At 54.2% G+C, this 12975-nt stretch carries 13 protein-coding genes; 7 read left to right on the top strand and 6 right to left on the bottom strand.

Features of this window, described 5'->3' with window-relative positions:
* Window positions 1-32: 32 nt before the first annotated feature.
* Window positions 33-815 (top strand): tyrosine-protein phosphatase, encoded by a 783-nt coding sequence (locus PGQ95_RS05660; RefSeq protein ID WP_047049100.1) that lies wholly within the window; start codon window positions 33-35, stop codon window positions 813-815.
* Window positions 816-1013: 198 nt separating this feature from the next.
* Window positions 1014-1928, top strand: a complete 915-nt coding sequence (gene ldtB / locus PGQ95_RS05655; protein ID WP_015367569.1) for a L,D-transpeptidase — start codon at window positions 1014-1016, stop codon at window positions 1926-1928.
* Window positions 1929-2020: 92 nt separating this feature from the next.
* On the opposite strand, the gene PGQ95_RS05650 is transcribed toward ldtB, so the two are convergent.
* The 5 genes from PGQ95_RS05650 to mntR form a co-directional block, all read right to left on the bottom strand.
* On the bottom strand, window positions 2021-2737 hold the full coding sequence (locus PGQ95_RS05650; RefSeq protein WP_087860015.1) for a GntR family transcriptional regulator: 717 nt from the start codon (window positions 2735-2737) through the stop codon (window positions 2021-2023).
* A 60-nt stretch (window positions 2738-2797) separates the two neighbouring features.
* A complete protein-coding gene (locus PGQ95_RS05645; RefSeq protein WP_316424449.1) occupies window positions 2798-4174 on the bottom strand; it encodes a glycoside hydrolase family 1 protein in 1377 nt (458 codons plus the stop codon).
* Between the two features lie 156 nt (window positions 4175-4330).
* Window positions 4331-5371 carry an aldo/keto reductase gene (locus PGQ95_RS05640; RefSeq protein ID WP_430917217.1) on the bottom strand — a complete coding sequence of 347 codons (1041 nt, stop codon included), beginning with the start codon at window positions 5369-5371 and terminating at the stop codon, window positions 4331-4333.
* Between the two features lie 107 nt (window positions 5372-5478).
* A complete protein-coding gene (locus PGQ95_RS05635; RefSeq protein ID WP_430917215.1) occupies window positions 5479-6591 on the bottom strand; it encodes an anion transporter in 1113 nt (370 codons plus the stop codon).
* Complete coding sequence (mntR, locus tag PGQ95_RS05630) at window positions 6588-7055, bottom strand: manganese-binding transcriptional regulator MntR (protein WP_113373913.1); 468 nt, start codon at window positions 7053-7055, stop codon at window positions 6588-6590. The genes PGQ95_RS05635 and mntR overlap by 4 nt, the downstream gene beginning before the upstream one ends.
* 186 nt (window positions 7056-7241) lie before the next feature.
* On the opposite strand from mntR, the gene mntS reads away from it, so the two are divergent.
* Together mntS and PGQ95_RS05620 are read left to right on the top strand one after the other, a co-directional pair.
* Window positions 7242-7367, top strand: a complete 126-nt coding sequence (gene mntS, locus PGQ95_RS05625; RefSeq protein ID WP_015367575.1) for a manganase accumulation protein MntS — start codon at window positions 7242-7244, stop codon at window positions 7365-7367.
* Window positions 7368-7635: 268 nt separating this feature from the next.
* Entirely contained in the window at window positions 7636-9213 is a 1578-nt protein-coding gene (locus tag PGQ95_RS05620; RefSeq protein WP_087860020.1) for a phosphoethanolamine transferase, read from the top strand.
* Window positions 9214-9280: 67 nt separating this feature from the next.
* On the opposite strand, the gene ompX is transcribed toward PGQ95_RS05620, so the two are convergent.
* Entirely contained in the window at window positions 9281-9796 is a 516-nt protein-coding gene (gene ompX, locus PGQ95_RS05615; RefSeq protein ID WP_015367577.1) for an outer membrane protein OmpX, read from the bottom strand.
* Between the two features lie 352 nt (window positions 9797-10148).
* Here ompX and rhtA point away from each other — a divergent pair, with 352 nt between their 5' ends.
* From rhtA to glnH, 3 genes are all read left to right on the top strand, one after another.
* Window positions 10149-11036: a threonine/homoserine exporter RhtA gene (gene rhtA / locus PGQ95_RS05610; RefSeq protein ID WP_045364611.1), complete on the top strand. Its 888-nt coding sequence runs from the start codon at window positions 10149-10151 to the stop codon at window positions 11034-11036.
* 238 nt (window positions 11037-11274) lie between these two features.
* Window positions 11275-11778 carry a DNA starvation/stationary phase protection protein Dps gene (gene dps, locus PGQ95_RS05605; RefSeq protein WP_087860022.1) on the top strand — a complete coding sequence of 168 codons (504 nt, stop codon included), beginning with the start codon at window positions 11275-11277 and terminating at the stop codon, window positions 11776-11778.
* Window positions 11779-12158: 380 nt separating this feature from the next.
* A complete protein-coding gene (glnH, locus tag PGQ95_RS05600) occupies window positions 12159-12905 on the top strand; it encodes a glutamine ABC transporter substrate-binding protein GlnH (protein WP_430917213.1) in 747 nt (248 codons plus the stop codon).
* Window positions 12906-12975: the final 70 nt, after the last annotated feature.

Raw genomic sequence — 12975 nt, 5'->3', positions numbered from 1 at the left:
CATAATAATTATCCGCAATTCAGAGGGAATTTATGACCACCCGCACCAGCCATCCTGCATTTATCTCGCTTCAAGGCGGCATTAACTTTCGCGACCTCGGCGGTCAACGCGCGGCCGACGGCCGGCGCGTACGTTCTGGCAAACTGCTGCGCTCAGGCTCGCTGCACAACATGACGCCGGAGGATCTCAATCATCTCAGCGCCATTCCGCTGAGCCGGGTGCTGGATTATCGCGATCCGACGGAGGTCAATCGCAGCCCTGACCGGCTAAATAGCGAAGCCTTCTACCTCAACGCTCCGGCTAATCCGCTTTCCAGCAGCGTCAATGCGAAAGTCACCGAGTTTAACGCCGCGACCCTCAACACCATGGACGGCGAGCAGTTTATGCTACAGCTCTACCGCCAGTTGCCGTTTGATAACGCCGCCTATCGCCAGTTGACTCAGTGGTTGATGGAACCTTTCGACGGCGCGCTGCTGCAGCACTGCGCGGTTGGTAAAGACCGTACCGGCGTCGGCTGCGCCCTGACGCTGTTCGCGCTTGGCTGCGATAGCAATACGGTCATGGAAGAGTATCTGCTGACCCAGGGGATGCTGGCGCAGGTCGAAGGATTCCTGCTCGACACCTTCGGCGAAGGCCTTAACGATAATGGGCGTAAAAATCTCGCCGCCATCATGACCGTCCAGGAGTCGTATCTGGCGACCGCGTTGTCCAGCATTGAACAGCGTTACGGTCATGTCGACCGCTGGCTGGAACAGGAATATCGCCTGACGCCGCAGGCGCGCGAGGCGTTACAGTCGCGGCTGCTGGAAGATTAATCCACGTTTCGATAACCAGACGATTCGCCGTGAAAGCGGCGCGTTGCGCACTACACTAGTAGCAACAGGAAAAAATTGTGATTTCGTACACATCTGATTTACCTGTTTATCGGAAAGCACATATAATGCGCTCCCATCTACTATCTGAATATCTAACAAGGCCCGTGTGGCGTTGACACCGCGCACGACATGAAGAATATGAAATTATCGACACTCTTAGCGGCAGCCTTCGCCATCGTGGGCTTTTGCAACACAGCTTCAGCTGTTACCTATCCTCTGCCGACCGACGGCAGCCGTCTGATTGGCCAGAACCAGGTCATTACTATTCCAGACGATAATAAACAGCCGTTGGAATATTTCGCTGCCAAATACCAGATGGGTCTGTCCAACATGCTGGAAGCGAACCCGGGCGTGGATACCTACCTGCCGAAAGGCGGTACCGTGCTGAATATTCCGCAACAGCTGATTCTGCCGGACACCGTGCACGAAGGCATCGTTATCAACAGCGCCGAGATGCGTCTGTACTACTACCCGAAAGGCACTAATACCGTCATCGTACTGCCGATCGGTATCGGCCAGTTGGGCAAAGATACGCCTATCAACTGGACGACCAAAGTTGAGCGTAAGAAAGCGGGCCCGACCTGGACCCCGACGGCGAAAATGCACGCCGAATACGCCGCGGAAGGTAACCCGCTGCCGGCAGTCGTGCCAGCAGGCCCGGATAACCCGATGGGCCTGTACGCGCTGTATATCGGTCGTCTGTACGCCATCCACGGTACCAACGCCAACTTTGGTATCGGCCTGCGCGTGAGCCATGGCTGCGTGCGTCTGCGTAACGAAGACATCAAATTCCTGTTTGAGAACGTGCCGGTCGGCACCCGCGTGCAGTTTATCGATGAGCCGGTGAAAGCCACCACCGAACCGGATGGCAGCCGCTACGTCGAAGTACATAACCCGCTGTCGACCACCGAAGCGCAGTTCAAAGGCGGCGAAATCGTGCCTATCAGCCTGACTCAGGCCGTGCAGTCGGTGACCAGCCAGCCTGACGTTGACCAGAGCGTAATGGATCAGGCGATCCAGAACCGTTCAGGGATGCCGGTGCGCCTGAACTAAGTTCAGCAACCACATGAAAACGGCGGGCCTGGTGCCCGCCGTTTTTTTATCTGCATCTGCTAAGCGCAGCGCCAGCAGGGTAAATCTTCCGGCTAGCCGTTATTGACCAGAATGACCCCGCCATGATCGTAGCGGTAGCGGCAGTGCGCGTACTCCAGCGGCGTACCGTCTTCCAGATAGATAACCTGCTCAACCTCCAGCACCGGGTCGGTCGGCTCGCAGTTAAGATGTAATTTATCCAGCTCATCCGGCTTCATCGCCCGCACCACCCGATAAGACCCCATCAGCTTCAGCCCCAGCGTCTCCTGCACATAACGAAACACCGAACTCTGCAGATGGCTTTTATTGAGTCCCGGCACCAGCGCTACCGGCATCACCGTTAAATCCAGCGAAACCGGCTCGCCGTTAAGCAACCGCAGGCGGACGAAGTCATACACCGGCGCATCGGCGTCGATCAGCAGCGAACTCTGCTCCTTCTCGCTGGGAAAACGCAGCTCAAAGCGCACGACTACGCTTTGCACTTCGCCAAGATGCTCCCAGGTTTTGGTGGCGCCGAAATAGTCGCTGCCGGGCAGTTCCCACTGCGATAGCTGGAGGAAATTTTTCCGCACAAAGGTGCCCTGCCCTTTGCGGGTGTAGATAAGCCCCTCGACAATCAGCTGACGCATCGCCTGCTGGATCGTCATCCGACTGGTATTGAACTCTGCCGCCAGCGCAAACTGGTCGGGTAACGGCGCGCTGGCAGGATACTGCTGGCTGATGATCCGCTTTTTTATTTCCCGCGCGATATTAAGATACTTCGCCGTCATTCTCCGATCCTTTACTATTTTGTGAAGGGCTGGCGGGCGGCATACACCGCCCGCGTGCCGTTACATCTCTTCGCCATTACTGTGAATCACCCGCTTCAGCCACGCGTAGCTTTTCTTCGGCACCCGCTTCAGATCCTTAAGATCGTGGTTTTCACGATTGACGTACACCACGCCGTAGCGTTTACGCATGTCGCCCTGCGAGCTAAGGATATCGATTAATCCCCAGCCGAGATAGCCTATCACCTGCGCCCCGTCTTCAAACATTGCCGCTTTCATGGCGTCAATGTGATCGCGGTGATAGGCAATACGATAATCATCAGCGACCGGATTTTCGCCATCCCAGGATTCAATTACCCCGATACCGTTTTCAATCGGGAAGACCGGCAGCCGCCAGTCGTTGTAATAGCGGGTAATGATCATGCGGAATCCCAGCGGATCGATCTGCCAGTTCCATTCCGTCGCCTTCAGGTATGGATTGTCCTGATTACCGAAGAGCATGTAGTTATTCACCGCCGTGCCCGGCGGAATCGCATCGCTATTGAGCGCGCGGCTGGCGTAGTAGCTGAATGCCAGATAGTCGACCTTCACCCTCGCCATCAGCGCGATATCTTCAGGGCGATAGATATCATCAAAACCTTCACGGGCGACAAAATGCATCACCTCCGGACTATAGCCCTCGCCCGCGTAGGCGCGCAGCAGGTTCTGGTTTAAAAACTCGTCCAGTTGCTGGGCGCACAGAATATCGCGCGGCTTACAGGTTGCCGGGTAGACCAGCGCATGGGCCAGCATTCCGCCCATTAGACACTGTGGTTTGGCCTGATGCAGATAGTCGGTGAGATGAACGTGCGCCATCATCACGTGGTGCTGAATTTGGTAAAGCTCGCGCAGCGTTTTATCGCCACGCAGATAACCGGTGATCAGAAAAGCCTCCGGCGAATGGTAAAGATTCTGTTCGTTGAAGGTCAGCCAGTACTTCACCTTATCGCCGTAGCAGTCGATCATCTTCTGGCCATAGCGGATAAAGGCGTCCATTACCCGGCGGTCGGTAAAACCGTTGTAGCGCTCCGCCAGCGACAAGGGCATATCGAAGTGATAGAGGCAGATCATTGGTTCAATACCGCGGGCAATGAGCTCATCAATAAACTGATGGTAGAACGCAATCCCCTCTTCATTGAACTCGCCATCTCCCTGCGGGCAGACGCGGCTCCAGGCTATCTGGAAGCGATAGCAGTTCATGCCCAGATCCTGCATTAAATCAAAATCTTCGCGGAAGCGATGGTAGGAGTCGGTCGCTACCTTCCAGTCCGAGGCGAACTCCGACGGTTCACGGATATCGTATACCGACATCCCCTTCCCCCCCTCATTCCACGCTCCTTCGGTCTGCATGCTGGAGACCGAATTACCCCATAAAAAATTGGCCGGTAGTTTGTCTTTCATGGTTCGCCTCTGTATATGACTAGTCATTTAAATGTTATGACTAGTCATATACAAAAAAACCGCCGCCGAAGCAAAAGCAGGATCGTTTTCTGTGAGCCATACAAACAAAAAAGATCGCCGCAAGCGGCGATCTTTATAAGCACGGAAAAAACGGCGTTACTGCGCGTCAAGCTGCTTACGGCGATATTCCCCCTGGCGCTCCAGCATCCAACCCGGATACTCGCGCGGCAGCGCGCTGACCGCGTCAAGCTGGCGTAACTCATCTTCACTCAGGCGAATAGCGGTGGCGGCAATGTTATCCTGCAACTGTTCAGCCCGTTTGGCGCCAATAATAACGCTGGTGACCGCCGGCTGATGCAGCAGCCACGCCAGCGCAATCTGCGCTACCGATACCCCTTTCGCTTCGGCTATCGCCTGCATGACGTCGATGCAGTCAAAGGCGCGATCTTTATTCACCGGCGGGAAGTCGAACTCCAGGCGACGACCGCCCGCTTCCGCCTGCCCATCGCGGCGATATTTACCGCTCAGCAGTCCGCCCGCCAGCGGGCTCCAGACCATCAGGCCGAGACCTTCGCTTTGCATCATCGGCACCAGTTCGCGCTCCAGGTCACGCCCGGCAATCGTGTAGTAAGCCTGCAGAGAAGCAAAGCGCGAGAGCCCAAGGCGTTCCGCGATGCCCAGCGCTTTGGCGATTTGCCAGGCCGCCCAGTTAGAAACGCCGATGTAGCGCACGTGCCCCTGCTGCACCAGAGTGTCCAGCGCCGACAGCGTCTCTTCGATAGGCGTCGCCGGATCGAAACCGTGTAATTGGTAGAGATCGATATGATCGAGCTGCAGGCGGCGCAGGCTCTCTTTCACGCTGCCCATAATGTGGTAGCGGGAGCTGCCGCGCGAGTTCACCCCAGCGGTGCCGGTTTCGCCGAACACTTTGGTCGCCACCACCACGTTTTCACGCGGTATCTTCAGGTTCTTTAACGCCTGGCCGGTTATCTCCTCCGAGCGTCCTTTTGAATAAACGTTGGCGGTATCGATGAAGTTGATGCCCGCATCCAGCGCGCTGCCCACCAGCTGTTCGGCTTCCGCCTGGCGCAGCTGGCCGATTTTCCCCCACATCCCCTCTTCGCCGCCGAAGGTCATGGTGCCAAGGCACAGCTCAGAGACAAACAGGCCGGTATTTCCCAGTTTTTGATAACGCATAGCAGTGTCCTCATTCGGATGATTAACGTCAGCCAGATAGTTATAGCCCGAGCGTCGTCATCGCGAATGGGGTGTTCCTGCCCGTTTCTTGCCCAATCCTCTGAAAATCAGCGCCACAGCGTGAGCAAGGCATAACCGGTGAGTGCCGCCCAGATCAGCAGCGGAATGGAATAAAGATGAAAGCGCCACCAGATCCGGCGGTCGCCGGCCATCCGCAACGCAATCAGATTCGCCAGCGACCCGGGCAGTAGCCCAAAGCCGCCGACGTTCACCGCCCACGCTAACAGCATCGTTGGCGGTACGTAATTAAGCAGCAAAATAGTCGATGGCACGTTGCTGATAAACTGCGACAGTCCGATTGCCGTCAGCCACAGCCCGCCGGAAGAGAGCTGGCCGACGCCGTTCAGCCACTGCTGCAGCACCGGCAGCTGCGTCAGCAGGTGAACGTCGATAAACATCGCCATAAACACCAGAAGCAGCGACCAGTCGACGTTGATAATCACCGCTCGCGCCAGCAACAGGAACCCGACGGCAATGAGCGCCAGTCCCCAGAGTTCCTGCTTCATCTCCAGCGCCGCCAGAAAGATAAGGTAGAAAGCGAGGCAGCTCCACACCAGCTTAGGCCGCCACTCCGGCGCTTTGTCGCTACTTTGATAATTGAGCCGAGCGGCGGGGAAACAGAACCAACACAGCACCAACAGCGTGATCATCATCGCCGCCGCCAGCGGCAGCATCTGGCCGATAAAGGCAAGAAACGATAGCCCGGAGCGCCCCCACAGTAAGATATTCTGCGGATTGCCGATGGGCGTTAATAAAGAGCCGGCATTAACCGCCAGCGCTTCAAAAATAATCAGCCGGTTCACCGGGATGGCGCACCATTTTTTCAGCGTCAACGTGAGGGGGACGACGATGAACAGCGCGACGTCGTTGGTCAAAAAAGTGGAAAGCAGCGCGGCAGCCAACACCATAAAGATGGCCAGCTGGCGCTCGGTGACGAAACGGCGCGCCATTTTACGCCCCAGTACATCAAAATAACCGCTCAGTTCAATCCCTTTTGTCAGCAGCATCAGCCCGCTGAGCGTGATGATAGTGTGCCAGTCGATAGCCTGCCCCCAGCGCCGAGGCGCGAAAGGAACGAACAGGCTAAGAATAATGGCGATAAGCAATAAAAGATGCAGGAAACGGTCACGGGCGAGCGACTGCACAAAGGGGAGATTCATTCCGCGTGTAATCTCTGGGTAAACAGCTTAAATTGCGCCAGCGTCTCTTCGCTGACGTGGTGCTCCATTCCTTCCGCATCGCGGCGGGCAATCTCCGCACTCACGCCAATCGCCAGCAGAAAGTTTTCCACAATCTGATGACGCTCGCGGCTTTCATGGGCCAGCTTTTCCCCTTCCGGGGTTAAGAAGATCCCGCGCCAGGGGATTTGTTCGATCAAGCCGACGCTCGCCAGACGTTTAAGCATTTTCGCCACCGTCGGTTGCGAAACGCCAAGACGCGCAGCCATATCCACCTGGCGCGCTTCGCCCACTTCGTTGATCAGATCGGAGATCAGCTCCACATAGTCATCAATAAGCTCGCGACGATGCGCTTCGCGCACCTGACGGAACCCCTCTACGTGTTCTTCGACATTAACCAGCTGCGTCACTTTTTTAGTTATGGGCTTACCTGCGCGACGGTTCATTGTGCTTCCTCGTTGGTGTGACGCGTCAAGCATCATATAAAAGGATCCACATTGTAATGGATTGCGCCCGTAGCACAAAAAATTAACGTTTTAGCCATAGCTATAAAATATAGCCTGTGCTATATCTGTATGTAATGCAAACAGCCATCACGGATTTGACGGCGCGAAAACGCAGGAGGAATAACCATGAACGAATTCAAGAGGTGCTTAAACGTGTTTAGCCATTCACCCTTTAAAGTACGCTTAATGCTGATCGGCATGCTGTGCGACATGATCAACGGCAAACCGCAGCAGGACAAACCTAACCACTAACGCGGCGTCACGGTACGCCGCTTCATTTTTTTGTCATTTTCCCCCGTTAACCTACCCGGTTTCCTCGCCTTTCAGCGCTTTTTTCAAGTTTTGTAAGCTTTCTCGCAAAACAATCTGTTATGAACAGTTGACCTTACCATTCGCAGGCCCTATCGTTTGTCAGCCCTGCCACTACTGCGGCTCGCAGAGACCCTCTTCACGCACTGTCCAGCAGGTTTTACCCCCTTGATGCCAGGGGACGAACATGGCGTCTTGTTGATTACGAATTATGAATGTCACTCTGAAAGAAACGCTGGCCGCCCGCAGGCTGGCCCTGAACCCGTGGACAGGATTCTACTTTTTACAGTCGCTGTTGATTAATCTGGCGCTTGGGTATGAATTTAGCTTGCTCTATACCGTTGCGTTTACCTGCGTACTCCATCTGCTGTGGCGCACCTTCCCGCGGGTACAAAAAGGCGTTGTTGGCCTCTATTCCCTGCTGGCCGCAATGTACTATCCCTTCGGCCAGGCTTACGGCGCGCCAAACTTCAATACGCTGCTGGCGCTGCACGCCACGAATGTTGAAGAGTCGACGGAAATTCTCACTATTTTTCCGTGGTACAACTATTTGCTGGCGGTATTTATCTTCGCCCTCGGCGTCATTGCCATACGGCGGAAACCGCAGCCGCCCACGCGCCTTGGCAAAGTGGAATATCTGGGGCTGCTGTTTAGCATCGGTATCTTCTTTCTACAGCCAGTGCAAAATCTGGCCTGGGGCGGCGTCTTTAAAGTCATTGATAGCGGTTATCCCGCCGTGCGCTTCGTAAAAGACGTGATCGTTAATAACAATGAAGTGCTGGATGAACAGGCGCGGATGGCGCAGTTAGCGAACATGAAAGATAGCTGGCACGTGCTGGCGGTGAAGCCTAAGTACCATCTCTATGTTGTGGTGATTGGCGAAAGCGCGCGCCGCGATGCGCTTGGCGCTTTCGGCGGCCACTGGGACAACACGCCGTTCGCCAGTTCGGTCAACGGCTATCTGTTTAAAAACTACGTCGCCGCCAGCGGCTCCACGCAGAAATCGCTGGGCCTGACCCTCAATCGGGTGGTAGACGGTAAACCCCAGTATCAGGATAACTTCGTCACCCTCGCCAACCGCGCAGGCTTCCAGACCTGGTGGTTCTCCAATCAGGGACAAATTGGTGAATACGATACCGCCATCGCCAGCATCGCCAAACGCGCCGATGAGGTGCAGTTCCTGAAAAACGGAGATTTTGAAGCCAATAAAAATACTCAGGATGAACAACTGCTGAAACTGACCGAGCAGGTCTTATCAGTCGAGCGCAGCCAGCCGCAGCTGATCGTATTACATATTATGGGCTCGCACCCGCAGGCCTGTGACCGCACAAAAGGCAAGTACACCACCTTTGTGCAGTCAAAGGAGACCTCGTGCTATCTCTACAGCGTGACGCAAACCGACGCGCTGTTGGCAAAGCTCTACGGCCAGCTACAGAATTCCGGCAGCTCTTTCTCGCTCACCTATTTTTCCGACCACGGTCTGGCGTTTAAAGAACGCGGTAAAGCAGTGCAGTATCTCGCCCATGATGACAAATATCAGCAGAACTTCCAGGTACCGTTTATGGTGCTCTCCAGCGACGATAAAGCGCATAAGATGATTAAAGCCCGCCGCTCGGCGAATGATTTCCTCAGCTTCTTCTCGCAGTGGACCGGGATTAGCGCGCAGGAAATTACCCCGCGCTACCGCTTTATCTCGGAACAGAAAGCCGGACCGGTGTATATCACCAATTTCCAGTTACAGAAAGTGGACTACAACCATCTGGGCAGCGACGAGTTTACCGTCAACTAAGCGGGGCCCGAATCGCAGGCAAAAAAAATCCGCCCCTTGAGGCGGATTTTTTATATCACCGAAGTGATTAGAAGCGGTAACCTACACCAGCAATCCAGGTGCCGACGTCAACGTTACGAATGCGAGACTGCTCGTAGGAGAAGTCCAGGGCAACGTTTTCGATCGGGTTGAACTGCATACCAGCGCCGTAAGAGAAACCGTAGTCGCTCATGTCGGATTTCTGGTTCGGGAAGTTGTTGTTCTGGAACTTACCGTAGCCAACACCGATTACGCCGTAGATGCTCGCCCAGTCGTTCAGACGGTAAGCCGGACCAGCGGTGATGCCGTAGTACTGACCTTTGTTGTAAGTACCGTTGCTGGTGTTGTCTTTTTCGGTGTAGGTGAAGGAACCGATAACGCCCAGCGGGTTGTTATCTTGCTCGTAACGGTACTTAAGGTTGAAACCGCCTGCTTTGTTGGCTTTACCCTGCATGTCGCTCTGAGCGTAACCACCGGTAACGGTAGAAGTTGCAGCGAAAGCAGTAGTACCTACGGATGCAGCCAGAACAACGGCCAGTGCTGAAAGACGTGCAATTTTATTCATAACCACCTCAAATGTGTTTCTAATAAGTCCTAAGTCTTAAATATATCAAAAACTTTTGGGAAACTCTTTTGACTTTACATTGTCTAACATACTTTTTCATGTAAGCAAAAGTTTCCACGATTTCGTAACAATCTGGAAATCAAACACTTTTCGCGCAAAAAGTGCTTAACGTTTACCAGCCGTAAGCGCTGCGCATCCAGATTATTCTTAGTCGCGAAGGCATTCCCCTACGCATTTTACGCCATTGTACTGTTTTTCCACCCTCTTTTTTCAACAATCGCTAAACCGTTAAGCGGTTATTCCAGTACACTGGAACCTTTACCTCTTTTGACAACCCCTGACAGGAGAAAGGATGCCCGGCTCGTCCCGTAAAGTTCCGGCGTGGTTGCCGATACTGGTTATTTTGATCGCCATGGTCTCCATTCAGAGCGGCGCATCGCTGGCGAAATCGCTCTTCCCGTTGATTGGCGCACCGGGCGTCACCGCTCTGCGCCTGACGCTCGGCACTTTAATTTTAGTCGTTATTTTTAAGCCGTGGCGACTGCGCTTTGCCCCGCAGCAGCGGCTGCCGCTGTTCTTTTACGGCGTAGCGTTAGGGGCGATGAACTATCTCTTCTATTTATCGCTGCAGCGGATCCCGCTTGGCGTCGCGGTCGCGCTGGAGTTCACCGGGCCGCTGGCGGTGGCGCTCTTCGGTTCACGCCGTCCGCTTGATTTCGTCTGGGTGGCGCTGGCGGTGCTCGGGCTGTGGTTCCTGCTGCCGCTTGGGCAAAACGTAGGGGAAGTGGATTTAGTCGGCGCGCTGTTCGCGCTCGGCGCCGGCGCATTCTGGGCGGTCTATATTCTTACCGGCCAGCGCGCGGGTGAAGAACATGGCCCGGCGACGGTGGCCATGGGCTCGCTCATCGCGGCGGTGATTTTTGTGCCCATCGGCATCGTCCAGGCCAGCGATACGCTGCTGCAATGGTCGCTGCTGCCGCTGGGGCTTGGCATCGCCATTCTCTCTACCGCGCTGCCCTACTCGCTGGAAATGATTGCCCTGACGCGGATGCCCACCCGCACCTTCGGCACGCTGATGAGCATGGAGCCGGCGCTGGCAGCGCTCTCAGGAATGGTGTTCCTCGGCGAGACGCTGACGCTGACGCAAACTCTGGCGCTAGGGGCGATTATCATCGCCTCAATGGGGTCGACGCTGACCATGCAGCGGCAAAGCAAAATTGAGAAAGTCGATATAAATTAAGATTTTGTTACCACACTGGCTCGCGGTCTTAGCGAGCCAGCCACTTACTTCTAATTATATGATTTAACAAAACTTTTTAAATAGCCAACAACTTAGCGCTATCGGACTGATATGGACAGCCGATGCCTCATACCCGATATCCCTTGCTATAATTATTCCCGAAGTCATTTGGGACAAACGCTCTACATAATTCAAATTTGAAGTATGACGAGTATCAATATCAAGAGGATATGAAACTATGAGTACCGCAAAACTGGTTAAAACTAAAGCGTCTAACCTGCTCTATACCCGTAACGATGTCTCAGACAACGAGAAGAAGGCTACCGTTGAGCTGCTGAATCGCCAGGTGATCCAGTTCATTGACCTGTCGCTGATTACCAAGCAGGCCCACTGGAATATGCGCGGTGCCAACTTTATTGCCGTTCATGAAATGCTGGATGGTTTCCGCACTGCACTCACCGATCACCTTGATACGATGGCTGAACGTGCCGTTCAACTGGGCGGCGTTGCTCTGGGCACCACTCAGGTCATCAACAGCAAAAGCCCGCTGAAAAGCTACCCGCTGGATATTCACACCGTTCAGGAACATCTGAAAGAGCTGGCCGACCGTTATGCCATCGTGGCCAATGATGTGCGTAAAGCTATCAGCGAAGCGAAAGATGAAGACACCGCCGATATCTTTACCGCGGCTTCCCGCGACCTGGATAAATTCCTGTGGTTCATCGAAGCGAATATCGAATAAACGTCCGTCGCCGTCAGCGCCCGCTGGCGGCTATTTCCATCCCCCCCCTACAACCGCTTAACTCGCCCTCTTTTGGTGCACCACCTTGTACGCAATACGTACTAAAGTAAAACAATTGTAATAATCACCTCACACAATCGTTACAGCAAGATTGTTTTCCCATCAGGGTTTGCGTTAAAAATGCTCTGGTTATTCGCTACGTTTATATTGCACCAAAATGACGCCCCATCACGGTGCATTTACCGTATTGGATAACCGAAATTGTGCAAGCGATATGAGAGCTCCTGTTGAAAAACAATGGCTTGTAAAACTGGCACGATTTTTTCATTAGGCTACACGTTCTCGCAGGGGCTCGTCCCGTGGATAAAAAAGGAAATACTATGAAGTCTGTATTAAAAGTGTCACTGGCTGCACTGACCCTGGCTTTTGCGGTTTCGTCTCACGCCGCAGATAAAAAACTGGTAGTCGCCACCGATACGGCGTTTGTTCCGTTTGAATTTAAGCAAGGTGATAAATACGTCGGCTTCGATATTGACCTGTGGGCCGCGGTCGCCAAAGAGCTGAAACTGGACTACACCCTGAAACCTATGGACTTCAGCGGCATCATTCCCGCGCTGCAGACCAAAAACATCGATCTGGCGCTTGCGGGGATCACCATCACCGACGAGCGTAAAAAAGCGATCGACTTCTCCGATGGCTACTACAAAAGCGGCCTGCTGGTGATGGTGAACGCGAAAAACAATGACATCAACGACGTGAAAGACCTGAACGGCAAAGTGGTCGCCGTGAAGAGCGGCACCGGCTCCGTTGATTATGCGAAAGCCAACATCAAAACCAAAGATCTGCGCCAGTTCCCGAACATTGACAACGCTTATATGGAACTGGGCACCGGCCGCGCTGACGCGGTACTGCACGACACGCCAAACATCCTGTACTTCATTAAAACTGCCGGTCAGGGCAAGTTCAAAGCGGTAGGCGAATCGCTGGAAGCGCAAAGCTATGGTATCGCTTTCCCGAAAGGCAGCGACGAACTGCGCGAAAAAGTGAACGGCGCGCTGAAAACGCTGCGTGAAAACGGCACCTACAACGAAATTTATAAAAAATGGTTCGGTACTGAACCAAAATAATAATCAGGACGACTTCCCGCGGCCAATCCGCCGCGGGCTCCACGGCGCCAGGGTCTCTTTCCCCGGCGCC

Source organism: Klebsiella sp. 141240, assembly GCF_050600805.1.
GTDB classification, from domain to species: domain Bacteria; phylum Pseudomonadota; class Gammaproteobacteria; order Enterobacterales; family Enterobacteriaceae; genus Klebsiella; species Klebsiella aerogenes.
Note: the sequence above shows the minus strand (reverse complement) of the source record. Positions and strands in the feature narration are given on the sequence as shown.

What these genes read in the sequence shown, in the direction of transcription:
- PGQ95_RS05660 (WP_047049100.1), top strand. Translation starts at nt 33, where the DNA reads ATGACCACCCGCACCAGCCATCCTGCATTTATCTCGCTTCAAGGCGGC.
- PGQ95_RS05645 (WP_316424449.1), bottom strand. Translation starts at nt 4,174, where the DNA reads ATGAAAGACAAACTACCGGCCAATTTTTTATGGGGTAATTCGGTCTCC.
- PGQ95_RS05620 (WP_087860020.1), top strand. Translation starts at nt 7,636, where the DNA reads ATGAATGTCACTCTGAAAGAAACGCTGGCCGCCCGCAGGCTGGCCCTG.
- ldtB (WP_015367569.1), top strand. Translation starts at nt 1,014, where the DNA reads ATGAAATTATCGACACTCTTAGCGGCAGCCTTCGCCATCGTGGGCTTT.
- glnH (WP_430917213.1), top strand. Translation starts at nt 12,159, where the DNA reads ATGAAGTCTGTATTAAAAGTGTCACTGGCTGCACTGACCCTGGCTTTT.
- mntS (WP_015367575.1), top strand. Translation starts at nt 7,242, where the DNA reads ATGAACGAATTCAAGAGGTGCTTAAACGTGTTTAGCCATTCACCCTTT.
- mntR (WP_113373913.1), bottom strand. Translation starts at nt 7,055, where the DNA reads ATGAACCGTCGCGCAGGTAAGCCCATAACTAAAAAAGTGACGCAGCTG.
- PGQ95_RS05640 (WP_430917217.1), bottom strand. Translation starts at nt 5,371, where the DNA reads ATGCGTTATCAAAAACTGGGAAATACCGGCCTGTTTGTCTCTGAGCTG.
- dps (WP_087860022.1), top strand. Translation starts at nt 11,275, where the DNA reads ATGAGTACCGCAAAACTGGTTAAAACTAAAGCGTCTAACCTGCTCTAT.
- PGQ95_RS05635 (WP_430917215.1), bottom strand. Translation starts at nt 6,591, where the DNA reads ATGAATCTCCCCTTTGTGCAGTCGCTCGCCCGTGACCGTTTCCTGCAT.
- rhtA (WP_045364611.1), top strand. Translation starts at nt 10,149, where the DNA reads ATGCCCGGCTCGTCCCGTAAAGTTCCGGCGTGGTTGCCGATACTGGTT.
- PGQ95_RS05650 (WP_087860015.1), bottom strand. Translation starts at nt 2,737, where the DNA reads ATGACGGCGAAGTATCTTAATATCGCGCGGGAAATAAAAAAGCGGATC.
- ompX (WP_015367577.1), bottom strand. Translation starts at nt 9,796, where the DNA reads ATGAATAAAATTGCACGTCTTTCAGCACTGGCCGTTGTTCTGGCTGCA.